Origin of the sequence: Chitinophaga sp. HK235 (assembly GCF_018255755.1) — a bacterium.
Taxonomy (GTDB): Bacteria; Bacteroidota; Bacteroidia; order Chitinophagales; family Chitinophagaceae; genus Chitinophaga.
On record NZ_CP073766.1, the window covers coordinates 5,819,502 to 5,842,619 of the forward strand.

24 protein-coding genes are annotated in these 23,118 nt (G+C 46.8%); 9 read left to right on the forward strand and 15 right to left on the reverse strand.

Annotation, left to right across the window (positions count from 1 at the left end):
* Nucleotides 1–26: 26 nt before the first annotated feature.
* From KD145_RS22030 to KD145_RS22040, 3 genes are read left to right on the forward strand one after another with little or no spacing between them, the layout of a single operon-like run.
* A complete protein-coding gene (locus KD145_RS22030) occupies nucleotides 27–773 on the forward strand; it encodes an MBL fold metallo-hydrolase (protein WP_170148831.1) in 747 nt (248 codons plus the stop codon).
* Between the two features lie 19 nt (nucleotides 774–792).
* Entirely contained in the window at nucleotides 793–1,617 is an 825-nt protein-coding gene (locus KD145_RS22035; RefSeq protein WP_212001693.1) for an AraC family transcriptional regulator, read from the forward strand.
* A gap of 59 nt (nucleotides 1,618–1,676) precedes the next feature.
* A complete protein-coding gene (locus KD145_RS22040) occupies nucleotides 1,677–2,027 on the forward strand; it encodes a nuclear transport factor 2 family protein (protein WP_249219518.1) in 351 nt (116 codons plus the stop codon).
* Between the two features lie 66 nt (nucleotides 2,028–2,093).
* Here the strand turns inward: KD145_RS22040 and KD145_RS22045 are convergent, their stop codons facing one another.
* The 8 genes from KD145_RS22045 to KD145_RS22080 all read right to left on the reverse strand — a co-directional run bounded on the left by KD145_RS22045 (nucleotide 2,094) and on the right by KD145_RS22080 (nucleotide 8,985).
* The gene (locus KD145_RS22045; protein WP_212001695.1) at nucleotides 2,094–2,591 is read right to left on the reverse strand and encodes a hypothetical protein; all 498 of its coding nucleotides are present in this window, start codon (nucleotides 2,589–2,591) and stop codon (nucleotides 2,094–2,096) included.
* Between the two features lie 6 nt (nucleotides 2,592–2,597).
* Entirely contained in the window at nucleotides 2,598–3,320 is a 723-nt protein-coding gene (locus tag KD145_RS22050; RefSeq protein WP_212001697.1) for a hypothetical protein, read from the reverse strand.
* A 98-nt stretch (nucleotides 3,321–3,418) separates the two neighbouring features.
* Entirely contained in the window at nucleotides 3,419–3,976 is a 558-nt protein-coding gene (locus KD145_RS22055; protein WP_212001699.1) for an RNA polymerase sigma factor, read from the reverse strand.
* A 223-nt stretch (nucleotides 3,977–4,199) separates the two neighbouring features.
* Nucleotides 4,200–5,159, reverse strand: coding sequence for a transketolase family protein (locus KD145_RS22060; RefSeq protein ID WP_212001700.1), 960 nt, complete (start codon nucleotides 5,157–5,159; stop codon nucleotides 4,200–4,202).
* Nucleotides 5,160–5,210: 51 nt separating this feature from the next.
* Nucleotides 5,211–6,239, reverse strand: coding sequence for a UDP-glucose 4-epimerase GalE (gene galE, locus KD145_RS22065; protein ID WP_212001701.1), 1,029 nt, complete (start codon nucleotides 6,237–6,239; stop codon nucleotides 5,211–5,213).
* A 36-nt stretch (nucleotides 6,240–6,275) separates the two neighbouring features.
* The gene (gene rfbA, locus KD145_RS22070) at nucleotides 6,276–7,145 is read right to left on the reverse strand and encodes a glucose-1-phosphate thymidylyltransferase RfbA (RefSeq protein ID WP_212001703.1); all 870 of its coding nucleotides are present in this window, start codon (nucleotides 7,143–7,145) and stop codon (nucleotides 6,276–6,278) included.
* A gap of 147 nt (nucleotides 7,146–7,292) precedes the next feature.
* The gene (locus KD145_RS22075; protein WP_212001705.1) at nucleotides 7,293–8,294 is read right to left on the reverse strand and encodes an inorganic phosphate transporter; all 1,002 of its coding nucleotides are present in this window, start codon (nucleotides 8,292–8,294) and stop codon (nucleotides 7,293–7,295) included.
* Between the two features lie 40 nt (nucleotides 8,295–8,334).
* Nucleotides 8,335–8,985 (reverse strand): DUF47 domain-containing protein, encoded by a 651-nt coding sequence (locus tag KD145_RS22080; RefSeq protein WP_212001706.1) that lies wholly within the window; start codon nucleotides 8,983–8,985, stop codon nucleotides 8,335–8,337.
* A 184-nt stretch (nucleotides 8,986–9,169) separates the two neighbouring features.
* Here KD145_RS22080 and KD145_RS22085 point away from each other — a divergent pair, with 184 nt between their 5' ends.
* Both KD145_RS22085 and KD145_RS22090 read left to right on the forward strand, forming a co-directional pair.
* Complete coding sequence (locus KD145_RS22085) at nucleotides 9,170–10,000, forward strand: UDP-2,3-diacylglucosamine diphosphatase (protein WP_212001708.1); 831 nt, start codon at nucleotides 9,170–9,172, stop codon at nucleotides 9,998–10,000.
* Nucleotides 10,001–10,176: 176 nt separating this feature from the next.
* Nucleotides 10,177–10,575: a hypothetical protein gene (locus KD145_RS22090; protein ID WP_212001710.1), complete on the forward strand. Its 399-nt coding sequence runs from the start codon at nucleotides 10,177–10,179 to the stop codon at nucleotides 10,573–10,575.
* Nucleotides 10,576–11,103: 528 nt separating this feature from the next.
* Here the strand turns inward: KD145_RS22090 and KD145_RS22095 are convergent.
* The 6 genes from KD145_RS22095 to KD145_RS22120 all read right to left on the reverse strand — a co-directional run bounded on the left by KD145_RS22095 (nucleotide 11,104) and on the right by KD145_RS22120 (nucleotide 17,018).
* Entirely contained in the window at nucleotides 11,104–12,078 is a 975-nt protein-coding gene (locus tag KD145_RS22095; RefSeq protein ID WP_249219520.1) for a cytochrome-c peroxidase, read from the reverse strand.
* Between the two features lie 118 nt (nucleotides 12,079–12,196).
* A complete protein-coding gene (locus tag KD145_RS22100; protein ID WP_212001712.1) occupies nucleotides 12,197–12,478 on the reverse strand; it encodes a YHS domain-containing protein in 282 nt (93 codons plus the stop codon).
* A gap of 17 nt (nucleotides 12,479–12,495) precedes the next feature.
* Complete coding sequence (locus KD145_RS22105; RefSeq protein WP_212001714.1) at nucleotides 12,496–13,305, reverse strand: MbnP family protein; 810 nt, start codon at nucleotides 13,303–13,305, stop codon at nucleotides 12,496–12,498.
* Between the two features lie 9 nt (nucleotides 13,306–13,314).
* Complete coding sequence (locus tag KD145_RS22110; protein WP_212001716.1) at nucleotides 13,315–14,223, reverse strand: hypothetical protein; 909 nt, start codon at nucleotides 14,221–14,223, stop codon at nucleotides 13,315–13,317.
* A 163-nt stretch (nucleotides 14,224–14,386) separates the two neighbouring features.
* Nucleotides 14,387–14,767: a hypothetical protein gene (locus KD145_RS22115; RefSeq protein ID WP_212001718.1), complete on the reverse strand. Its 381-nt coding sequence runs from the start codon at nucleotides 14,765–14,767 to the stop codon at nucleotides 14,387–14,389.
* A 190-nt stretch (nucleotides 14,768–14,957) separates the two neighbouring features.
* Nucleotides 14,958–17,018, reverse strand: coding sequence for a M13 family metallopeptidase (locus KD145_RS22120; protein WP_212001720.1), 2,061 nt, complete (start codon nucleotides 17,016–17,018; stop codon nucleotides 14,958–14,960).
* Between the two features lie 319 nt (nucleotides 17,019–17,337).
* Between KD145_RS22120 and KD145_RS22125 the strand changes: the two genes are divergently transcribed.
* The 3 genes from KD145_RS22125 to KD145_RS22135 are packed head-to-tail and all read left to right on the forward strand — an operon-like array spanning nucleotide 17,338 to nucleotide 19,336.
* On the forward strand, nucleotides 17,338–17,658 hold the full coding sequence (locus KD145_RS22125) for a hypothetical protein (RefSeq protein ID WP_212001721.1): 321 nt from the start codon (nucleotides 17,338–17,340) through the stop codon (nucleotides 17,656–17,658).
* A gap of 6 nt (nucleotides 17,659–17,664) precedes the next feature.
* On the forward strand, nucleotides 17,665–18,057 hold the full coding sequence (locus KD145_RS22130) for a group III truncated hemoglobin (protein ID WP_212001723.1): 393 nt from the start codon (nucleotides 17,665–17,667) through the stop codon (nucleotides 18,055–18,057).
* Nucleotides 18,058–18,079: 22 nt separating this feature from the next.
* Nucleotides 18,080–19,336 (forward strand): replication-associated recombination protein A, encoded by a 1,257-nt coding sequence (locus tag KD145_RS22135; protein ID WP_212001724.1) that lies wholly within the window; start codon nucleotides 18,080–18,082, stop codon nucleotides 19,334–19,336.
* 151 nt (nucleotides 19,337–19,487) lie between these two features.
* Here the strand turns inward: KD145_RS22135 and pbpC are convergent, their stop codons facing one another.
* Nucleotides 19,488–21,890, reverse strand: a complete 2,403-nt coding sequence (pbpC, locus tag KD145_RS22140) for a penicillin-binding protein 1C (protein WP_212001731.1) — start codon at nucleotides 21,888–21,890, stop codon at nucleotides 19,488–19,490.
* A 167-nt stretch (nucleotides 21,891–22,057) separates the two neighbouring features.
* Between pbpC and KD145_RS22145 the strand changes: the two genes are divergently transcribed.
* Nucleotides 22,058–23,116, forward strand: a complete 1,059-nt coding sequence (locus KD145_RS22145) for a YhcG family protein (RefSeq protein ID WP_212001734.1) — start codon at nucleotides 22,058–22,060, stop codon at nucleotides 23,114–23,116.
* Nucleotides 23,117–23,118 lie beyond the last annotated feature (2 nt).

Genomic DNA, 23,118 nt, shown 5'->3' on the forward strand with positions numbered 1-23,118 from the left:
AATGGCTAATGGGCTATCTTTGCATCATGGCACGTATTATTCCATTATCAGAAGGTTCATTTACAGTAGATGCAACCAAACGTTTTTCTCCTTTCAGGCTTGGCACAGATAATCTGCAGGACCGTCCGCATGGTTCCCTGCTGGTAGAGATACAGCCCTTTCTGGTGATTACTGACCGCGACTATATACTGTTTGATGCCGGTCTTGGTTTTCGTAACGAAGACGGTGTATTGCAGATACATCAGCACCTGATTGATCATGGTGTGAATCCCATGGAGATCACCAAGGTATTGATGAGCCATCTGCATAAAGACCACTCTGGCGGCGTATCTGCCGCTGACCCGATTACCGGGGAGCGCACGTTGACTTTTCCCAATGCCACTTATTATGTCAATAATGAAGAGATGCTGTATGCGATGGAGCATGCCGGCAAATCTTACCTCTCTGAAGACATTATTTTGCTGCAGCAGCGCGACAATGTGGTGTTTACCACCGGCAATGGCAGCATAGATGGTTATATTCATTATGAACTGACTGGCGGCCACTGCCCGTACCACCAGGTATTTCTGATAGATGACGGGGAAGATAAAGTGTTTTTTGGCGGAGATGTGGCACCACAGATATCGCAGATGAAGAGTCGTTTTGTAGCGAAATATGATTACGATGGCAAACGCAGCATGGAGTTGCGCCAGGAGTTTATGGAACGTGGAAAACAGGAAGGCTGGACTTTCCTTTTCTATCATGATACCAAAGAACCTTTTGCCAGATTCTGACAAACATAGCGGATAGCCTATGTATACCTTGTACGACAGTTTTACTTTAACCGGGCAGCACCATATTCAAACGTGGGAGCAGCAAGGTCGTAGCTGGGCGGCATATAGTAATTACCGTCAGCCGGCGGCTCATGGGCTATATGTGCCACATCCGGTGCTCAATCTGATATTGCGGGGCGAAAAGAGGATGTATGACGGGCGGCGTGTGCATCACCTGCGGGCAGGCGATGTTTTCCTGATACCAGCAGGCAGTCTTATCTGTTCGGAGATCATGCGTCCTGAAGATGATTTTGCCAGCATCAATCTGGTATTGCCGGAACATCAGTCTGAATACAGTGATAGCGGGCCTGCGGCGGCGACATTAATGCTCTCTCCTGCTTCTCACTGGCAACAGCTTGCCGAGGAGCTGCTCCGGGACTTCAGGCAACCGTCGGCCTTGCCGGATTATGAGTCCGTGATGTGCCGTGTATTACATCTGCTTAATAAAGAGCCGGCAACCGTGAAGCAGGCGTTGGCTACTGTGCCTTCTCCTTCCATGCAACAGATGATGGTGCAGTTACATAGCGGGTTGCATGAAGTGCGTTTGCTGGAAGAGGTGGCAATGATGGGGCATGTGAGCCCGGCCACGCTTAAGCGGCGCTTCCGCAAAACCTACCAGCGCAGTCCTATGGACTGGATATGGGAGAAGCGTTTGCAGATGACAGCGCTCTTGTTGCGGTCTACTGATCTGCCGGTGCAGGAAATTGCCTATAGTACCGGGTTTGAGGATATCTCTCATTTTTACCGGCAGTTCCGCAAATGTTTTCTGATGACCCCGGCTCAGTGGCGTCGGGGGATAAACTGAGCTTTTCAGCCAATACTACTGTTGGCAAAAACAATAACTTGTCCTGAAAAGAAACAGATATGGAAAGTATGACCTCTTTTGCGGATGCCTGGGTACAGGCCTGGAACAGCCACAATCTCGACGATATTATGTCCCACTATTCCGAGGACATTGTCTTTTATTCACCTGTTATCAAGCGGATCAACAATGACCCCCTGGGCCGTATTCAGGGGAAGGAAGTGCTGAAGGCGTATTTCAGCAAGGCGCTGGTGGCCTATCCTGACCTTCGGTTTGAATTATATCATGTACTGGAAGGGGTTGATTCTGCAGTGTTGTATTATAAAAGCATTAATAATAACTTATGTACGGAGATGATGGTATTGCGGGAAGGTAAGGTGGTAGAAGTAAGGGCGCATTACAAAGCGATGTGATTATTTCTCTCCTAAATATATAATAGCCCAGGACTAAAGGTCCTGGGCTATTTTTATTTGCTGAGATTATTGTCTTCTTCTGAAGTTAGCGCCCTGGTTCATTCTGTTGAGGCGCTGGTTGTTGAGATGATTGATCATGATGGTGCGGAATTCCCGTTCACTTTTAAATACTGCGCCGGCTTTGCGGGCGGGGAGTACGCGTTGGAATTCGTTGGTATATCTTGATCGTATGTCGAACATTTTTTTTTCGTAGCCGAGATCGTTATCCATATTTCTTCTGGCGATATCGTCAGGATCGCCGCCGGAAACTTTATCCTGTTGTCTTTTGCTATGGCGTTCTGCGATGAGTGTTTCCACTTCACGGGTATAGTTCTGGTATACCGGCCAGAATTTCTGGGCTTCTTCGGGGGAGAGGTCCAGTTTTTTGGCCAGATACTGCATTTGCAGTGCTTTTATTTTTTCGGCAGCTTCATCAGAGGGAGGCTGTTGGGCCACACTGACGGGGAGCGCGCCGGTCAACATAAGCAGGACAATCCATATTATTTTAAAATCAAAGCGTTTCATGCATCACTAATGGTTAGGTACTACCTCTTTTGATAAATCTGACTGTTGCAGATATTGTTCTATGGCAGCAGGCGGAATTTCTTCATTGAGTTGCTGTTGCAGGGTTTCCGGAGCTGTCACATCAGCAAAGCTGGCAAAAATGGCGTCATTATCAAAAACATCCGTATGGTTTTGGAGATAAAATTCGATATCCTGGTTGTCTAAACCTTCCAGTTGTTTTTCCACGTTGAGGTGGCTTTCTTTCTGGAGGAAGAGCAGTGCGGTGGTGCTGGTAAAGGTTATTAAGCAGGCCGCTACGGCGTATCTGATCCATTTTCGAACCGGGTTGCGGTGAACAATTCGCAGGGATGGTGCAACATGGGCAGGCGGGTGTACCGTCAGGGAGTCAAAATATCCGGCTGGTACGGTAAAAGGCGTTTGTCTGGGAATAGCTGCTATCAGGGGTGATAGGGCTTCCAGTTCGGCTTCTACCGGATTTTCTTCAGCGCCTTTGATCCGCTGCATGATAGCCTGAGGAAGGGAGTCAAAATATCCGGCTGGTGTTGTATAAGGGTGATTGGGAATAACAATGCCGGAAAAGTCGGGTTTCAGTAGATGAACCTGTTGCAGCACTGTTTCCGGAAACCGGTCGAAGTAACCAGCTGGCACCGTGAAAGGTACGTCAGCGGGCCAATTAGCGTCCGGCGCCAGTTGTTTTAACTCATTGCTGATATTTTGGTGCTTGTTCATATACAAATTTTAGACAGAAAGCTGTTCCGATAGTTTAATGAGATTTTAATCTTTTGGCAAAAAACTTTAAAGACAGCTTAAAATCAGTCACCATACGGTTATACATCGTTGGATTTGATAAATTCCTCGATTTTTTTCACTGCATGATGATAAGATGCCTTTAAAGCGCCTTCGGAAGTGTCGAGGACACGGCTCATTTCTTCATATGGCATTTCATCGTAATATCTTAGGCTGAATACAATTCTTTGTTTTTCAGGAAGCTGAAGGATGGCCTGTTGTAATTTCCATTCCAGCCTGTTTGCATCAAACTGGGTATCAGCCTTGAGTCTGTTGCTGAGCCCATCTTCCACATCAGAGAGGGAGACGGCGAACTTCCGTTTTTGTTGTTCCAGAAAGGTGAGGCATTCATTGGTGGCTATTTTATACAGCCAGGTGAACAGTTGTGCATCTTCCCGGAAATTTTCCAGGTTTTTCCACACCTTAATAAAAACGTTCTGTAGCACATCATTGGCATCTTCATGCGAGATGACCAGCCTTCTGATATGCCAGTAAAGCCTTTCCTGGTACTTGCGGATGATCAGCGTAAAGCCTTCTTCCCGGGTTTCCGGTATCCGGTACAGCGCCAGTAATATTTTATCGTCCTGTGTAACGGCCATAGGTTAAATGGTTCTTGGACAACTATGATTTTTATGATTAATCTGGTTTGTATAATAGTATGATAGGAAGAATCCCATAAAGTTTAACTGTGATTAATCTGAATTGTTATAGAAGAAGGCAAAAGCAGAGAAGCCCATGGTTTAAAACCATGGGCTTCTCTTTTTTATTTTTCGCTTGAGTCTACGTGCATCAGGAGGATCAGTAGTATCATATCCATCACAGTTACTGTTTTCTGGAGATGGCTTTTTCTGCTGCAGCCACAATGTGGTCGGCGTCGAGGCCGTATTTTTTCAGCAGTTCCACTGGTTTACCGCTTTCGCCGAAGGTATCGTTGGTACCTACGAATTCGATGGGTACCGGAAGGTTTCTGGCAGCAACCTGAGCGATGCTGTCGCCGAGGCCACCGAGTACGTTGTGTTCTTCAGCGGTAACGGCACAGCGTGTTTTGCTCAGGGATTTGAGCACAGCAGCTTCATCGAGTGGTTTGATAGTGTGGATGTTGATAATTTCCACGCTATACCCTTTTTCTTCCAGTATTTTACCGGCTTCGATGGAAGTCCACACCATATGGCCGCAAGCGAAGAGGGTCACGTCGGTTCCTTCGTGGAGGACCTGCGCTTTACCGATTTCGAAGGGTTGGTTTTCCGGTGTGAAGTTAGGCCATTTCGGGCGGCCGAAGCGGAGATATACGGGGCCTTCATAATCAGCGATCGCGATGGTGGCGGCTTTAGTCTGGTTAAAGTCGCATGGAACGATCACAGTCATGCCAGGCAGCATTTTCATCATGCCGATATCTTCCAGTATCTGGTGGGTAGCGCCGTCTTCACCCAGGGTGAGGCCTGCGTGTGAGGCGCATATTTTTACGTTTTTATTGGAGTAGGCTACAGATTGACGGATCTGGTCGTATACCCTTCCGGTAGAGAAGTTGGCGAAAGTGGTGGTATACGGGATTTTGCCGCCGATGGTCATACCTGCCGCGATACCGATCATATTGGCTTCGGCGATACCTACCTGTACAAAGCGGTCTGGAAATTCCTTTACGAATGCATTCAGTTTCATGGATCCGAGCAGGTCGGCGGTGAGTGTGACTACATTTGGGTTTTTGCGGCCAACTTCCAGTATACCTTCACCGAATCCGGCGCGTGTTTCTTTTTCGTTCAGCGGTTGAATATCTTTTACCATTGCGGTTTTTTTAAAATTGAAGCGTAAAAGTAAGCATTTAAAATCACGATGTTAATTGCTCAGCACTTTATTTCGGAGGCTTACTTCCCACTGCCAGGCGGTGCGCATGGAGTCTTCTATGCCTATTTCCGGAGACCATCCGAGTTTTTCCTTGGCGCGGGAATTATTGGCATAGATAGAGATTACGTCACCTGGGCGGCGTGGACCGGTGGTATAGTTGAGTTTAACGCCGGATATTTTTTCGAAGGCTTTGATGGCTTCGAGAACGGTAACGCCGTTGCCTGTACCGAGGTTAAATACTTCGCAGTTGGAAGCGTTTTTACGCTCGATGAGATATTGCATCGCTTTAGTATGTGCGTTGGCGATATCCGTTACGTGAATATAGTCTCTTACGCAGGATCCGTCGCGGGTATCGTAGTCGGTGCCATAGACCACCATTTTCGGGATTTTACCGATGGCAGTCTGGGTGATTACGGGAACCAGGTTGTCGGGTTTGCCGAGGGGCAACTCACCGATGAGGCCGGAGGGGTGTGCACCTACGGGGTTGAAATAACGCAGAAGGATGGACTGGGTATCGTTTACACGGCTGTAGTCTTCAATGATCTGCTCGCCCATCTGTTTGGTGCGGGCGTAAGGAGATTGGGCTTCACCCAGTGGTGTTTCTTCTATTACCGGCAGGGCAGTGGTATTGCCATAAACGGAGCAGGAAGAAGAGAATACCAGGTGAGGTACGTTAAATTCCTTGATGCATTTGAGCACGTTGATGAGAGAGGTCAGGTTATTGTGAAAATACAACAAGGGATCTGCTACAGATTCAGGAACTGTTTTGAGGGCTGCAAAGTGGATAACCCCGACGATGTCCCTGTTTTCGTGGAATACTGCATGCGTATCTTCCAGGTTGCAAAGATCGACTTTGTAATTACGTACTTTTTTTCCGGTAATTTTTTCCACACCATCCAGGAGTTGCGTAGAGCTTCTGATGTTGCTGTCAACAGAAACCACGTCAAATCCATGGTTGATTAAGTCTACAATAGTATGGGCGCCAATGTAGCCACAACCACCTGTAACGAGAACCTTCATAGTAATTTCAGATTTACGATTTTATGAGATGTCAGATCATTTTTTTTGTTCCAGCACTGTTTCCAGGTACTGTCCATAGCCGCTTTTCAGCAATGGTTTGGCCAGGTCCTTCAACTGGGAAGCGTTGATAAAGCCTTTACGGTAGGCGATTTCCTCTATACAGGCAATTTTCACGCCCTGACGTTGTTCGATCACCTGAACAAACTGGGAAGCCTGCATCAGGGAGTCGAAAGTACCGGTATCCAGCCAGGCTGTACCACGGGGTAAGATAGAAACTTTTAATTTGCCACGCTTTAAATATTCCTTATTTACGTCTGTAATTTCGTATTCACCACGGGGACTGGGCTGCAGGCTTTTGGCAATTTCCACTACTTCGTTATCATAAAAATAGAGTCCGGGCACTGCGAAATTGGATTTGGGTTTGGCTGGTTTTTCCTCGATAGACAGTACGCGCATATCGTCGGAGAATTCCACCACGCCATATCTTTCGGGATCGGATACCTGGTAGGCATATACGATACCGCCGTCGGGGCTGGTATTTTGGGCCAGTTGGGTACCGAGGCCGGCGCCATAGAAGATATTATCGCCCAGAACGAGGGCCACATTGTCTTTCCCTATAAATTCTTCTCCGATTACAAAAGCCTGAGCGAGGCCGTTGGGCTGCGGTTGTTCTGCGTAAGACAGGTTGAGCCCCAGCTGGCTGCCGTCGCCAAAGAGTCTTTGAAAGGAAGGCAGGTCATGCGGCGTGGAGATGATGAGGATATCTTTTATGCCGGCCAGCATCAGCGTGGATAACGGATAATAGATCATTGGTTTATCATATACCGGCATTATCTGCTTGCTGATCGCATAAGTGATCGGGTGTAATCGGGTACCGGAGCCGCCGGCCAGGATAATTCCTTTCATGTTGTTGATCGGTTTTGATTGGATGTCATTCGCTTGTCACAAGCCGTACAAAAATAGTAGCTCTATTTCACATGGCGGCATTTTTATAAAAAAAAGCTCTCCGTGAGGTACGGAGAGCTTTTTAAATATTATTGATAATCATTTATGCTAGATGAAGATGCTTACGATCAGGTAAGTGATGGCAGCAAGGATACCGCTGATAGGGATGGTTAAAACCCAGGCCCAGAGCAGGCTTACGGTTACACCCCAACGAACGGCTGACAATCTTTTAGTAGCACCTACCCCCATAATGGCGCCGGTGATCACGTGGGTGGTACTGGCGGGGATACCGAGATGTTCGGTGAGGAAGAGGGTGATGGCACCGGAAGTTTCAGCAGCAACACCTTCCAGGGGAGTTACTTTGGTGATGCGGGTACCCATTGTTTTAACGATCTTCCAGCCACCGCTCATGGTACCGAGGGCGATACAGGTAAAGCAGGCCAGTGGTATCCAGTCGGGCATGGCTTTGATATTGGGAATATATCCGGCAGACACCATGGCTGCAGCGATGATACCCATTACTTTCTGGGCATCGTTACTGCCGTGGCCAAGGCTGAGTGCTGCTGAAGAAGCCAGCTGCAGGCGTTTGAACCAGTTTTCTGCCCGGAAGGGATTGGCCTTGCGGCAGATATTCACAATGATGAGAGTAATGATAAAGGCTACTATCATACCGATCAGCGGGGCGAGTACGATGAAGTACACGATAGGCAGCACTTTGTGATAGTTGATCACATCGAGTGTGCCGGCACTGGTAACGGCTGCGCCGATAAAGCCACCGATCAGGGTATGGGAAGAACTGGACGGGATGCCCAGCCACCAGGTAAAGAGGTTCCAGGTGATAGCTGCTACCAGACCACTGAAGATCACCTTCAGGGTGATGTATTGTTCGAATACGGAGCTGGCAACGGAGTTGGCTACTTTAAACTCGCCAATCACATATTTGGCAATAAAAAAAGCCGCAAAGTTGAAGACTGCGGCCCAGAGTACTGCCTGAAAAGGTGTCAGTACCTTGGTCGACACGATAGTGGCGATAGAGTTGGCGGCATCGTGAAAACCATTGATATAGTCAAACACGAATGCCAGTATAACAATTACTACTAATAAAGTCATGTAACACGAGGATTATGCGGTCAGAACTAGATCCCCTTTATCAGGAGTATTTGATAATAATGGTTTCAATAACGTTGGCGCAATCCTCGCATTTGTCGGTAGCGATTTCCAGAGCCTGGTATATTTCACGCATTTTAATCAGTTCTGCAGCATTTTGCTCAGTATCGAACAAGTCGGCAATGGCTCTGTCGTAGATATCGTCGGCATGGTTCTCAAGGCTGTTGATTTTTACGCAGGCATCGGTGATAACACGCATATTCTGCATGTTGCGCAGTTCAGGAATGGCTTTGTGGAGCTCCAGTACACCCAGGTGGATCAGCTCGGCAAGTTTGCGGATACTTTCGTTGTGTGTGTTTACCTTATAAAGGTCCATTCTTTTGGCGGAACCATGGATATAGTCGGCAACATCGTCCAGTGTGGCGGCCAGGTAGTGGATATCTTCCCGGTCAAACGGGGTGATGAAATTCTGACCCAGTTCTACGAATATGCGGTGGGTATAATCGTCATTTTTATGCTCCAGTCTCTCGATCAGATGTACTTTATCTTTACGTAAGGCTGGATCACTGGTGGCTACCAACTCATTGAGCACCTGGGCCATTTCAACGAGGTTGGAAGATACATCTTCAAACAAAGAATAAAATACCCGGTCTTTCGGCATGAATAGTTTGACAAAGGAATTGAAGCCTCCCATACGTTTGAGTTTAAAATTTGCCGCAAAAATAGCTTTCAGAATCAATTGGAGCCAGAAAAAAACGCGAATTAATAATTCCTTAACACTGGATTAATATAAAAGTAATATAGCGATTTTTCCTTTGCATAAGAAATTATAATCATAAACAGGTGCCTACAGCCTGTTCATTTTACCCTGTATTTAGATGTCAGACAAACGCGCATTAGATATAGTTGTTATCTCCGATGTACACCTCGGAATATACGGCTGCCACGCCAAAGAGCTCGTCCAATACCTGGACAGCATCGATCCCCGGATTATGGTGCTCAACGGAGACATCATTGACATCTGGCAGTTCAGTAAACGCTACTTCCCGAAGGCACATACCAAGGTGATCCGGAAAATACTGAAGATGATCGGTAAAGGGACCGAAGTGTATTACCTGACCGGCAACCACGATGAAGCCCTTCGTAAATATGCCGGCTTCGAGCTGAGCAATTTCACCATCGATAATAAACTGGTGCTGGAGGTAGATGGTAAAAAACACTGGTTCTTCCATGGCGACGTGTACGACGTGACCATGAAAAACTCCAAGTGGCTGGCCAAACTGGGTGGAAAAGGGTACGACCTGCTCATTATCCTCAATCGCCTGGTCAATCATGTCCTGGAAGGCCTGGGGCGCGAAAAAATGTCTTTCTCCAAAAAAGTAAAGCAGGGGGTGAAGTCAGCCGTTAAATTTATCTCCGACTTTGAACAGACCGTGGCTGAAATCGCAGTAGACAAAGGCTTTGATGTAGTCTGCTGTGGTCATATCCACCAGCCGCTTATCAAGGAAATGCCCGTTGGCGATAAATCAGTGACTTATCTCAACTCCGGTGACTGGGTGGAGAGCCTCACTGCCCTCGAATACTCCCAGCAACAATGGACCTTGTATCAACATCCTGTGAGCAAGACAAAGATCGTACTGCCTGAAGATGAAGATGATGCCGCGCCCGACTGGGATGCTGCCCGTGTTATTGTTTTTCCCGGCTCCTGAGCATCTTAATAATTTTAATATTTTAAATATTCAAATATTTTTATATTTGAGTGTTATTTTCACACAATCATAACAAGTGCTTAATATTAAATTAAAAGTAGACTGCTAAGTTTGCTTATTACTATTCACCTAAGAAAACCTATTTAGTAAGCGCAGTAAATGAAGATTGAACAGCGATGAAAGTACTCAAATTACACCCATTAATGACAATATCCCTGCTACAGATGCAGATCCAACGTTTGTTGTCCTGTAACGTAGCAGTATATGTACGCCATTCACTGGCTAATGCCTTTGATACACTGAGAGAAGCCGGCTTTGAAGAAGAAAGCCTGGTGGAATATCCTATTGATGAAACACTCAGCCTCCGCGAATTCGAAGAAGACCTGGAAGAACGTTTTAACTTCAGCCTGGAACTGTGTAACAAAGACAATAAACCTTTTACGAACAAAAGCCAGCATCTTTTCCAGATATCATCTGCTACCACGCAAGGTAAACGGGAAGAACGCAACTATCAGGTCGATATATCCCTGGATATGCTGATGAACAGGACTGCACCTCCATCCTTTTTGATATAAGCCGACTGCTATCAGCTGTTCCAATCTCTGCCATATCTTATACGACCTTATCCTATGAGCCTTTCTTCGTATATACTTTCCCGTTGAATTTATTCCCATAGTATATTTTACTGCCAAGTTTATCCTTGGCAACTCTATCATCATGGGTGCTCAGAAAAGCCAAATTACGTATAGCCGATAACGTTACCATCGGTTTTATGCTGATGGTACCAGCGGCCTGAAAAACAACCTGCAGCACGGTTCTTCTGATCTGTTTGTTACTGCTGACGGTTCTTCTGCAGTTGTACTGGATGCTGCCGGCCTCCAGACCCTGCCAACGATTGGACCAAAGCCAAATGGGTTGCCTGGGACAGAATCGTTGTAACTCAGTAATTTTTTAGATTTCATAAGCTGTATTTACACCGTCCTGGTTTATACCGGGACGGTTTTTTATTTTGGTATGATGGATATTTAATTTCATTAAGCTGAAAGTGGCTGTCTCATACTACTGAGACAGCCACTTTTAGTTTATGTATATTTTTCTTCTGATTAATTACCCTGTACAAACCCCGGTGGTGGAGCAAATCGTGGATCTGTTATAAAACCTTTATCACTAAGTGTTTTGAGAAAGGCGATCAGGTCCTGTTTATCAGTGGTACTGAGGGTAAGCCCGTTTTTAAAAGCAGGGTCCAGTGTCGGGGAGTTATAGAAGCAGTTGTCGTAGTGATTTAATACACTTTCCAGGCTGCCGAAGCGTCCATCATGCATGTAGGGTGCGGTGAGGGCTATATTGCGGAGAGAGGGTACTTTAAATTTGAGTTTATCTTCTTCCCGCAAGGTGATCATATAACGTCCGTAGTCAGTGCCGAATGGCCGGGGAGCTACCCCGTTGTTGCGGAAGCTGTTGTCAGTAAACAGTGGTGGCTGGTGGCAACTGGCACATTGTTGTTCAAAGAGTGCCAGCCCTCGTTTTTCTGTATCACTGAACGATTCTTTTCCGGCAATATAGCGGTCGTATTTAGCGTCTGCGCTCACCAGCACGACCATAAACTGTGACAATGCTTTCAGCATACGGGCACTATTGACGCCGGGAGAACCGAAGGCCTTTTCAAATAGCTGCTGGTAGCGGTTATTGCGCTGCAGTTTGTCGATCACATTATTCATTTTGTCATCCATTTCCACCGGATTTTCTATCGGGGCAATGGGCTGTAAATCGAGATCGTGTACGCCTCCATCCCAGAAGAAGGAAGTAGACCATGCGAGGTTTTGTATGGGAGGAGAGTTGCGTGTTCCGAGGCGATCGTTGATACCATGACTGACATCGTGTCCATGATGGGTGAAGGCATTGGCCTGTATATGGCAACTGGCACAGCTGATAGTCCCGTCGCGGCTGAGGAGGCCATCATAAAACAACACTTTCCCCAGGGCAAAGCCATCTGTAGTCACGGGATTGTCGGCCAGACGGTAGGTGGGTTCCGGGAAGTGGGCCGGTTTTACGAAGGCAATGGTTTCCTGTTTCTCCACAACGGGATCGTTTTTTTTGTGGCAGGCTGATATGATAAGGACGGTGAGCAAGGGCAATAACATCCCCTTACACCACCGATAACGATGATGCATAAACGAATAGTTAAATAAGGAATACTTACTTTTTCAGCTTAGCCATGTATTTATCAGGCGCTTTCTGGAAGACTTCCTTGCAGGTAACAGAACAGAAATGAATGGTGTCTTTCTGATAAACTGTCCACTCCTTGTAGCTGGTGTCGTAAGGCATCCGGCATACAGGGTCAGGCCATTTGTCGCTGCTGGCAGCTTCTGCCATAGCAGGTGGTTCGGGCATGGGTGCATTGGTCTTTTCAGCGGGCTTATTGTTCTGATTGCAGGCGATTGCCAGCACGATGCTACAGGCTAAGATTACTTGTTTCATGATAGGTGTCATTAAAATTATTCGTTATGCACGTGGTCAATGTTAAACATTTGTGTGTAATTATCTGCGATTTTTTCTGAAAATGGCGAAACCATTACATCCGGATTGGTAGCAATACTTACGTTGGTAGTGCCGTTGAGTAGTTTCAGCGCATCAGCAAAAAAATGTATTTGTGCCCTGCGGTCGCGGCGGACAATGGCTTTACCATTGTTGGGAATGGTGAGGGTCACTTCTCTGGTATTGTTGATGGTGCGCGGACCGTTGTTAAAGCCACCGCCGTAGAGGCCGATATGATAGCGGAAGAGTTTCTGCGGATCGGTGGAAGCGGGTGAACTGCCTTCCAGTTTGACAAAGATATATCCACTGTTCCAGCTCCAGTACATACCGGTTGCACCTTCCGCGGGATCAAGCGTGCCCTGGCGTTTGCTGATGTCCATGGTATTGCGGGTGCTGTCTACTCCGATCATAAATTTCACCTGTGTATAGTCTCCGGCGGGTACGTTGTAGAGCGTATGGAAAGCGGTGGTTTTGTCGTCTTCACGAATGATAAAATAGCAGCTGTCCTGTGGTACGGTATATACCTGTCCGCTGGCAGTTATAAACCGGAAATTGCTGACGAAATAATTAAACTGACTGATGGTGAGTGATTCGCCGGCAGCATTTCGGTATTGCTGGTTGTTTAATATCAGGTCGTCTGATCCGGCGCGGTTATCGAATTCCAGCACTACGGTACCTTTTTCAGTTGGGTCGGTAGCGGGTGTGGTTTTGTCTTTGGAGCAGGAGGCGAATACAGTAACGAGGGCGAAAAGTATAATTGAATTTTTCATGTGATTTTTTTAGAAGAAAAAATTAACAGTAGCAGATAACCGGGCATATGTTTTATTATAACCATCAGACAGGTGCTGATATACGGGCAGTTGAGCCTGTACGCCTGCGGAGAAGCGCTTGAAATATACATCTGCGCCGATGCTGGTATGCAGCATGTCGCCACCGGTATATTCCTTGATTTTTTGTTGCTGACGGTCGCCTGCAGCATGTTCATACATCAGACCTGCATAGGGTTGCAGGGCTATGGTTTTGCTGAGCGGCTGGTACATGAAACCACGCAGTGATGTATTGAAACGATTGCCGAAGCGGTATTCTTCTTTGTTGTTGGTGTTGATACGATAGCTGGCATCTGTATTAATGCCCCATTTGTTGCGACGCAGTGTGTACACAGCATTCACCACAAAATCAGTGCTGCGGCTGCCAGGTTGGAAGTTCTGATAGATATTGCCGCCTTCATCAGGGATGCCTGTTTTGCCAGTAGGGAGCTTGATGCCGCCACCAGCCTGAAACACATGGTGCCATTTTTTACCAAGGTCCCAGTTGTTATCGATGAGCGTATAGTTGGCCATCAGGGTAATATCTCCCAGACCAGAAACGGTGGTGATGCTTTTCCCTTCTTCCCGTTTAAAGTATTGGAAAGGGACAAAGGCAAACAGCTGTAATCTTTTGGTAGCATACCATCTGCCCCATACTTCAGTGGTGTGATAGTACTCTCTGGATTCGTGGTTCATGGTATTACCCAGCTCCGTGGGATGGGTAGATCTGAACTGACGATAGCCATAACGCAGGCCGATAAAGTTTTTGTGGTATTGCGGTAGTATTCCCAGCTGGTAGCCACTGGCAGAACATCCGCAGATGTCGCAGGCCATGGTGGATACAGGCATGAGGATAGCCATGATGAAAAATAACTTTTTCATTTCAAGGGTTTGGATTACGCATGACGATAGCCTGTTGCCTGCGCTGCAATAAAAAGCACGGGCATTGCTATTACGCATAGCGTAATAATGAATAATGGAAAAAAGGCAGGATGCCTGATTTGATCAGGTTGTGAATTTAACTACAGTAAATAACACAGACAGTTTAGCAGAGAGGCGGATGGAATACGCTGTCGGATGGGCTGTGGGTGGGTTTTATAAGATAGAATGCGGTAAGTTTTTCGGAGAGCTGGAAGCAGGGTGCTTCGCTGGAAAAGGTGTATTGTTCGCAGAACAGGGTGATTTCCTTGTTCTCTTTTTGTGCGTAAGGATTTTTCTGTTCCTGTTGTTGTTCACGTAGTAGTTGTTTGCGCAACTGACATTTACCGTTACAGTGCATACCGGGGTTGTTCCTGTTTTCGCAAAGATTGGCGGCAATATAAGCCTGGTTTATCTTATAGCTGATAAACACGATGGCTGTGCCGAAGTTTTGCATCAGGATGATCAAACACAATAATATGCAGGAGAGTTTTTTCACGCGCTGCAAAAATAGATATTTTCATCATAAAACATGGATGAATTTAATAAAACTGATATAAATCATATTTGATAAAACACCGGTGCCCACTGATATCAGTGGGCACCGGCGTTTTAAATCTTCTGATAAAATCTCCTGAAAAATCTTCTCATAAATCTTCGCACATCAGGAGAATCATCTTTATTATTTTACATCACAGTTACCAGATGGTTACTCTTTCTGCATCAGGCAATACCATTTTGTCGCCTGGTTTGCAGCCCCATGCATCCTGGAATTCTTTCAGATGAGGCAGCGGGCCGTTGATGCGGTATCTTGCCGGAGAGTGAGGATCTGTTTGTATTTGCTGGCGCAGGGCGGCGTCGGTACTGTTGCCGTGCCATACCTGGGCCCATCCGAGGAAGAAGCGTTGTTGCCAGGTGAATCCATCAATTGGTTTGGGTTCCTCTTTACCTTCGAAGGATTTTTTCAGCGCGTAGTAAGCGAGGGTCATACCGCCGAGGTCAGCAACGTTTTCACCGATGGTGAGGGCACCGTTGATTTTGAATCCAGGCAGTGCTTCGATGCCACCGAAGTAGTTGATATAACGTTTAGTGAGTTTGTCGAAGTTTTCGCGGTCTGTTTTGGTCCACCAGTTTTTCAGGTTACCTTCTGCATCGAATTGGGAGCCCTGGTCGTCGAAGCCGTGGGTGAATTCGTGGCCGATTACAGCGATGATACCACCGTAGTTGATAGCGTCATCAGCATTCGGGTTGTAGAAAGGAGGCTGGAGGATACCGGCGGGGAATACTACTTCGTTGTTAAGCGGATTGTAGTAAGCGTTTACGGTTTGTGGTGTCATGCCCCATTCGCTTTTATCCACAGGCTTACCGATTTTGTCGATATTATCCTTGTGTTCCCACAGCATGGCGGATACAGCATTTTCCAGCAGTGTTCCTTTATCGATGTGGATAGAGGAATAGTCTTTCCACTTGTCGGGGTAACCGATTTTGTAGGTAAAGGAGGCCAGTTTTTTGTGGGCCATTTGTTTGGTGGAGTCGCTCATCCAGGTGAGTTTGTCGATTCTTTCGCCGTATACTTTACGTACGTTTTCGATCATCTGGGATACTTTCTCCTTGCTGCTTTCGGGGAAATACTTTTTAGCGAAGAGTTTACCCAGCGGCATGCCCAGTTTCATGTCGGTAGAGCGGATGGCTCTTTCAGCGCGGGTTTTCTGCGCTTTTTTACCGGTCATGATAGTACCGAAGAAGTGGAAGTTTTCTTCATCGAAAGCTTTGGGCAGATATCCTGCGAAGCTGGTGAGCAGCTGCCATTTGGTGTATGTTTTCAATACATCGATAGGTGTTGCTTTCAGCAGTTTATTGGCGTTGGTCAGATATTCTTTATTCTGGAGAATAACGGTATCTGTTTTGATGTCCTGTTTCTGTGTGAAGGCGTCCCAGTCGAAGTCAGGGGCGAGTGTTTTCAGTTCGCCATATCCGGAACGGTTGTAGGTTTTAACCGGGTCGCGGAGTTCTACGTTGGACAGCTGTATTTGGGCCAGTTGTGTTTCGAGGCCGAGTATGGTAGTACCTGGTTTAACATCAGGGAAACCGGCGAGGCTGAACATTTTATCTACGTGGCTGGCGAATTCGTTGCGCACATTTTTAGTGGCAGAATCCTGTCTTTCGTAGTAGCTTTTTTCACCGAGGCTGAGGCCGCCTTGTCCCTGATAGAGGACGTTCATTTTACTGTTTTTGGCGTCTGCTTCAGCACCGAAGCCGGTGAAGGAGGACACACCTAATTTCTGGAGTTCGCCGGTAACAGCAGCCCAGTCAGCCAGGGTTTTAATGGCGTCGATTTTGTCCAGGTAAGGTTTCAGTGGAGTAATGCCGCGTTTTTCGACGGTGGCAGTATCCAGGAAAGAGGTGTAGTAGTCTGCGATCTGCTGCTCTTCAGTACCTTTTTTCAGCTCTTTTTTACCGGTGATTTCGGTAATGATTCCTTTGAGGCGTACTTCCTTGTTTTGTTTATCAAGAATGTTGAAGGCACCCCAACGGCTTTCTGTAGAGGGGATAGGGTTGTTTTTTTTCCAGTTGCCGTTGGCATAGTTGTCGAAATCGTCGCAGGCTTTGTGGGCGGTGTCGATGTCGGCCATGTTGAATGCGGGGACTTTGGTCGTATCTGCAGTCTCCTGCTGCTTGGTAGAGGTGTTGGTGCCACAGGCCGCGAACGTAACCATGGCGGCCAGTAACGGTAGTTTTACCGTATTGTTTTTATTCATATGTAAAACAGGTTTAGTGTTTAAAGTTATGGAAAAGAGGGAAGCAAAAATCAAGGCTTTTATATGAACGGCAAGGTACTGGTAAATGTATGCTTGATAAGATACCTGATATTCTGAATAAATTAGGTAGGTTTGTGACGTTAAAAACGCTTTTTTGATGAGTTTGATGTTTAAATTATACAGGATTTTTACTGCTCTATCCCTGATGATTACAGGTCTTTTTACTTTTCTGGGCTTGTTTATGGCGCTGTCATCAGGGGCTAATCCTATGATGCTGTTGTCTGTAATGATTTGGGGTGCGTGTTTTATCCATAGCGTTTTGTCATTATATCTTCAGCGGAGCCTGATATTGCCTGAAGTACCTTTGAAAGAGAATACACCCACTGGTATCCGTATTATGGGTGTGATCACTATCCTCTTCGGTGCCTTATTGTTTATGGGCGGACTGGGATTACTGGCGCTGCCACCGGAAATGAAAAAGGAAGTGGCCCAGCAGCTGGGAGCAGACAATGCCAGTGTATTGACACCGATGAGTGTTGTGTTTCTGATCATTAGTTTTATTTTAACCTTTAATGCCAACCTGTCTTTCCGGTTCCTGCGGGAGTGGACACGCCGGAATGAGGACAAGCATCCTGAATAATATTGTATGGAGAAAAAGCAGATAACTGACCGTGAAGATATTATGCTGTTGATCAACAGCTTTTATGATAAAGTGAAGGGAGACGACGTTATCGGCCATATCTTCAATGAGATTGCACGGGTCAACTGGGAAACCCACCTGCCGGTGATGTATGATTTCTGGGAACAGTTGTTACTGAACAGCACCAATTATGGCAGAAATGCCATGGCGCCGCATTTTGCACTTAACCAGCGGGTGCCGCTGGAACCGGTGCATTTTGACCGCTGGCTGTTGTTGTTTGAAGGTACGGTAACCGAACTATTCACCGGTGAAAGGGCCGATCTGGCCATCAGCCGTGCCCGTTCCATCAGGGATATCATGCAGTTCAAAATGCAGCAGATCAATCATCCCAAACTATAACATCCATTTATAATCCAAGTGTATGCAGCCATTAGCAGAACGGTTAAGGCCTGTGACGTTAGACGAACTGGTGGGGCAGGAACACCTTACCGGCAAGGACAGTATCCTTCGAAAAGCCATCCAGCAGGGGAAGATACCTTCCATGATCCTGTGGGGCCCTCCGGGCGTAGGGAAAACCACTATCGCCAATATCATTGCCCATACGTTACAGGTGCCTTTTTATACCCTCAGCGCTATTTCCGCAGGGGTAAAGGAAGTGCGGGAAGTCATTGAACTGGCCCGTCGCCAGCGTCATGCGGTACTTTTTATAGACGAGATCCACCGCTTCAATAAATCCCAGCAGGATGCCCTTTTAGGGGCCGTAGAAAAGGGGATCATCACCCTTATAGGGGCTACCACCGAAAACCCCTCTTTCGAGGTAAATGCCGCGGTATTATCGCGTAGTCAGGTGTACGTACTGAAACCATTGGGGCCTGAAGAACTGATGGAGTTGCTCAGGCAGGCAATGGAAAGGGATGAGTGGCTGAAGACAAAAAATATCGAATTAAAGGAAACCACCGCCCTTTTTAATATCTCCGGAGGAGATGCCCGTAAACTGCTTAACCTCTTTGAGCTGGTAGTGGGCACCATCCAGGAAGACCCGGTTGTGATCACCGATCAGCAGGTGATGGACATCGCACAACAACGGGTAGCCATCTACGATAAAAGCGGGGAACAGCATTATGATATTATTTCCGCTTTCATCAAGAGCATCCGGGGCAGCGATCCCAATGCAGCCGTATATTATCTGGCCCGTATGATAGAAGGGGGCGAAGATGTGAAATTCATAGCCCGCCGTCTGGTGATACTGGCATCGGAAGATATCGGGAATGCCAATCCCAATGCGCTGTTGCTGGCCACCAGCTGTTTTCAGGCGGTGAACCTGATCGGTTACCCGGAGTCCAGAATCATCTTGTCTCAATGTGTGACTTACCTGGCTGCATCTGCCAAGAGCAACGCCGCTTATATGGCGATCAACTCAGCGATGTCTATAGTAGCTAAAACCGGTGATCTTCCGGTACCCATGCATATACGCAACGCACCTACGAAAATGATGAAGGAAATGGGATATAGCAAAGGTTACGGCTATGCCCATGACTATGATAACAATTTCGTGGAACAGGAATTCCTGCCGGAAGCTATCAAAGGTACCAAGTTGTACGATCCCGGTAAAAACCCACGGGAAGATGAGCTGAGAAGGCATCTGAAGCAACTTTGGAAAGACAAGTATAATTATTAGATTTACGATTTATGAATTTATGGATTTGGGGATTTATGGATTTGGGGAGAAGATCTGAGCGGCCATGTATTTTTTACTCGCTCAGATCTTCTCCCCAAATCCATAAATCCCCAAATCCATAAATCCATAAATCCCAAAATCCCAAATCGTTTTATTTCGTTTCTCTTTCTTTATCCAGTATCTCAAAAGACTGTTCTATTCTTTCGCCGTTTTCATCCACCAGGGTGATGGTATGTTTGCCTGCAGGCGGATGTATGGCCATCTGATGAAACTCTACTGTTTCGCCGATGAATTTATTATCAAGATGCCAGTATATTTTACCGGCGCTGTTACGATGGGTAGCGGTAAAGATGGTTTGCCCCGGTTGTCCGTCTATTTCCATGGGCACAAAGATGCGTGCATTAGGCCTTGGATATATCAGTTCCATAGGTGCCCTGTCCTGCCCCAGCGATGCGATGCAATCCGGTTTATAAGGGGGCAGTGGCTCATAATAATTTTTGCTGCGGTAATAAAATTCCTGAGAGGGCGGTAAGATAAACCAGGAGCGGTGTTGCATAAACTGCGGCGATTCACAGTTTTCGGTAACACGCCACTGGCCGGTCCTGTCGAGGTGCACCAGCTGATGATAGGGGCATATGCCGGAACGGATGCCAGTTGCAGGCACATATACCGAATCTTTCACATCACATAATTCGCTGGCACGGAAGCCGCTTTTGCGGCAGACTTCTATTTTCCGGAGCTGTGCATAAGGGGTAGTAAACCAGTTGCCGGTATGTAACAGGCGGAATACATCGAAGAGGATAGGTGCGGCGGTAGATACACCGATGAGGCCTGGTCTTCCTTCTCCATCTGCATTGCCCACCCACACTCCTACTACGTATTTGGGCGTCACTCCTATGGCCCAGCCATCGCGGAAGCCGAAGCTGGTGCCTGTTTTCCAGGCGATACGCTGGGAGGAGGAAAACTGTTGCCATAGCAGTTCTTCGCCGGGACGCATTACTTCGGTCATCGCTTCAAAGGCATACCAGATGGCACCAGCACTGATAATACCATCCTTACTGAGTCCATATTGAGAAGGACGTTGTATGTCTACCTGATAATTAGGTGGATGGATATCGTCCATATCGTATTTGCCGCGGTATTGTTCGAGGTGGATCAGTGTGCGGGCCATGCTGGCATACATGCCGCACATTTCCCAGAGGGTGGTTTCTCCGCCGCCGAGGATGAGGGAAAGGCCGTAGTGGTCGGCTGGTTTGTTGAGCGTGGTGATGCCCATTTTCTGCAGCAGGGCATGAAAACGTTCGTAGCGGTACATCTGCAGCATCCGTACAGCGGGGATGTTGAGAGAGCGGGCCAGGGCCCTGGATGCAGGGACGGCGCCATCATAGCCCAGGTCGAAGTTCTGTGGCGAATAGCCAGCTATCTGTGTAGGGATGTCTGGTATCAGCGTATGTGGCAGTATCAGCCCGTCGTTGAGCATGGCAGCATAGAGGATGGGTTTCAGTGTGCTGCCTGGGCTTCTTCTGGCCTGAATGATATCCACATGGCTTTCCAGTTCAGGGTCGGCGGGATTGTAGATGTTGCCTACATAAGCGAGGGTGTTGCCTGTTTCCACATCAAGTACGAGCACGGCGGCGTTGTTGATGCCGTTGGCTTTATAGCTGCTGTGGTATCGTTCTGCGATGGCTGTTACATTTTTTTGCAGCGCGGCTTCCACGGTGCTTTTGATACGGGTGGGGCCATCAGACTTTTGCTGTATATAATCCTGCCGGAAGCGGTCCAGCAGGTGGGGCGCGTCTTGTGGCAGCGGCAAAGGCTGTTCGGGTAAGGGTTCCAGCTTGGCCAGCTGGCAGGTGATGCTGTCAATGGTTTTGTTTTGCCGGAGTTTATTAAGCAGCTGGTTCCTTTTGTTGAGCAACACATTGCGGTTACGGCCGGGATGTACCAGCGCCGGACTGTTGGGCAATACAGCCAGGGCGGCCATCTCACCCCATGACAGCTGGTCGGCTTTGCGGCCGTAATAACGCCAGGCGGCAGCTTCCAGTCCTACTACGTTACCTCCGAAAGGGGCGTTGGCGGCATAGAGGGCAATGATTTTCTTTTTAGAGGCCGCAAATTCCAGGCGGGTAGCCAGTACGGCCTCTACTATCTTCTGCCAGATATTGCGGGGCTGGTTGCGCGAAATACGGATCACCTGCATGGTGATGGTACTGCCACCACTGACTACTTTACTGCCACGCAGGTTTTGCCGGATGGCACGGCTGATGGCCAGCGGATCTATTCCCCAGTGGTAATAAAAACGTTTATCCTCATACGTGAGAATACATTTTTCGAATTTATCCGGCACATGGGCATTAAAAGGGAAACGCCATTGTCCGTCTGCGGCTATGCTGGCACTGAGTAAATCACCGTTCACATCTTCCAGTACAAAAGAAGTAGGGTTGGTAAACAAATGGCGGGGCAGGCAAAAGTAATAGGCTATCAACAGCACTCCTGCTGCTGTGAGCCACCATTTTTTTCTTTTACACCAATGCCTGAATCGTTGAAAGTTCATGCTTGATAAGCGTGTTACTGATTTTATTTGTTACTGAATGCATAAAGTTCATTCATTTTGATCTGTTCATTATCACGTGAAAAATGAACAGGGGAGCGAGTTTCATTACCCTTAAATTTGGAGCCTCATTTCATTAAACCATATTCGGTTAATCCAAAAAAACTTTTATGACGGACCAATTTACGGAAATCGTAACGCTTATAAAGCGTTCGCAGTACAATACTCAAAAAAATGTAAATATTGACATGATCAATCTTTACTGGCAGGTTGGGGAGTATATCCATAAGAAGATTGCTAATGCCAGCTGGGGAGAAGGAACGATCAAAGAACTAGCGCAACATATAAGGAGAACCCAACCTCAACTTCAAGGATTTGAAAAACGGAATCTGTATCGGATGAAACAGTTCTTTGAAATGTACTCAATTCAGTTTGCTGAATTGTTTAATTTGAAATTAACTGATAATCAAACAGAAATTTTGTCATCACCGATGACACAATTTACGGATATTCGTAATACGTTGTTGGTCAGAGTCACGTGGACACATCATTTAACCCTCATGACGAAAACCAAAACAAAGGAAGAGTGTGAATTTTATCTTCGTTTATGCGTTCAGGAGAATTATTCTGTAAGAGAGTTGGAGAGACAGATTAAAAGCAGTTTGTATGAGAGAGTACAGCTGGGGAAACAGAAAATGCCTTTATCCCATAACAACGCTACTCAGGATGAAAGTGTACTGTTCAGGGATAAGTATGTTTTTGAATTTCTGGACCTGCCGGTTAATCATGATGAGAAGGATTTTCAGAAAGCACTGTCCCGGAAAATGAAGGAATTTATTCTGGAGCTGGGGGATGGTTTCATTTTTATCGAACAGGAATATCGGATTACGGTGGGAGGAACAGACTTTTATATTGATTTGTTGTTCTTTCATCGTGATCTGCAGTGTTTAGTGGCTTTTGAACTGAAGACAACTGCGTTTGCTCCGGAGTACATAGGTAAACTTAATTTTTATCTGGAAGCGTTGGACAGAAAGGTGAAACGGGCGCATGAAAGGCCCAGTGTAGGTATTCTGTTGTGTAAGGAGCAAAATAATGAAGTGGTGGAATATGCGCTCAACAGGTTCTTGTCTCCTACTATCGTCTCTGAATACCAGACTTTCCTACCGGATAAAAAACTGCTCCAACAAAAACTACATGAATTATTTGAAGAAGAATTCAGGGAAAACTAAAA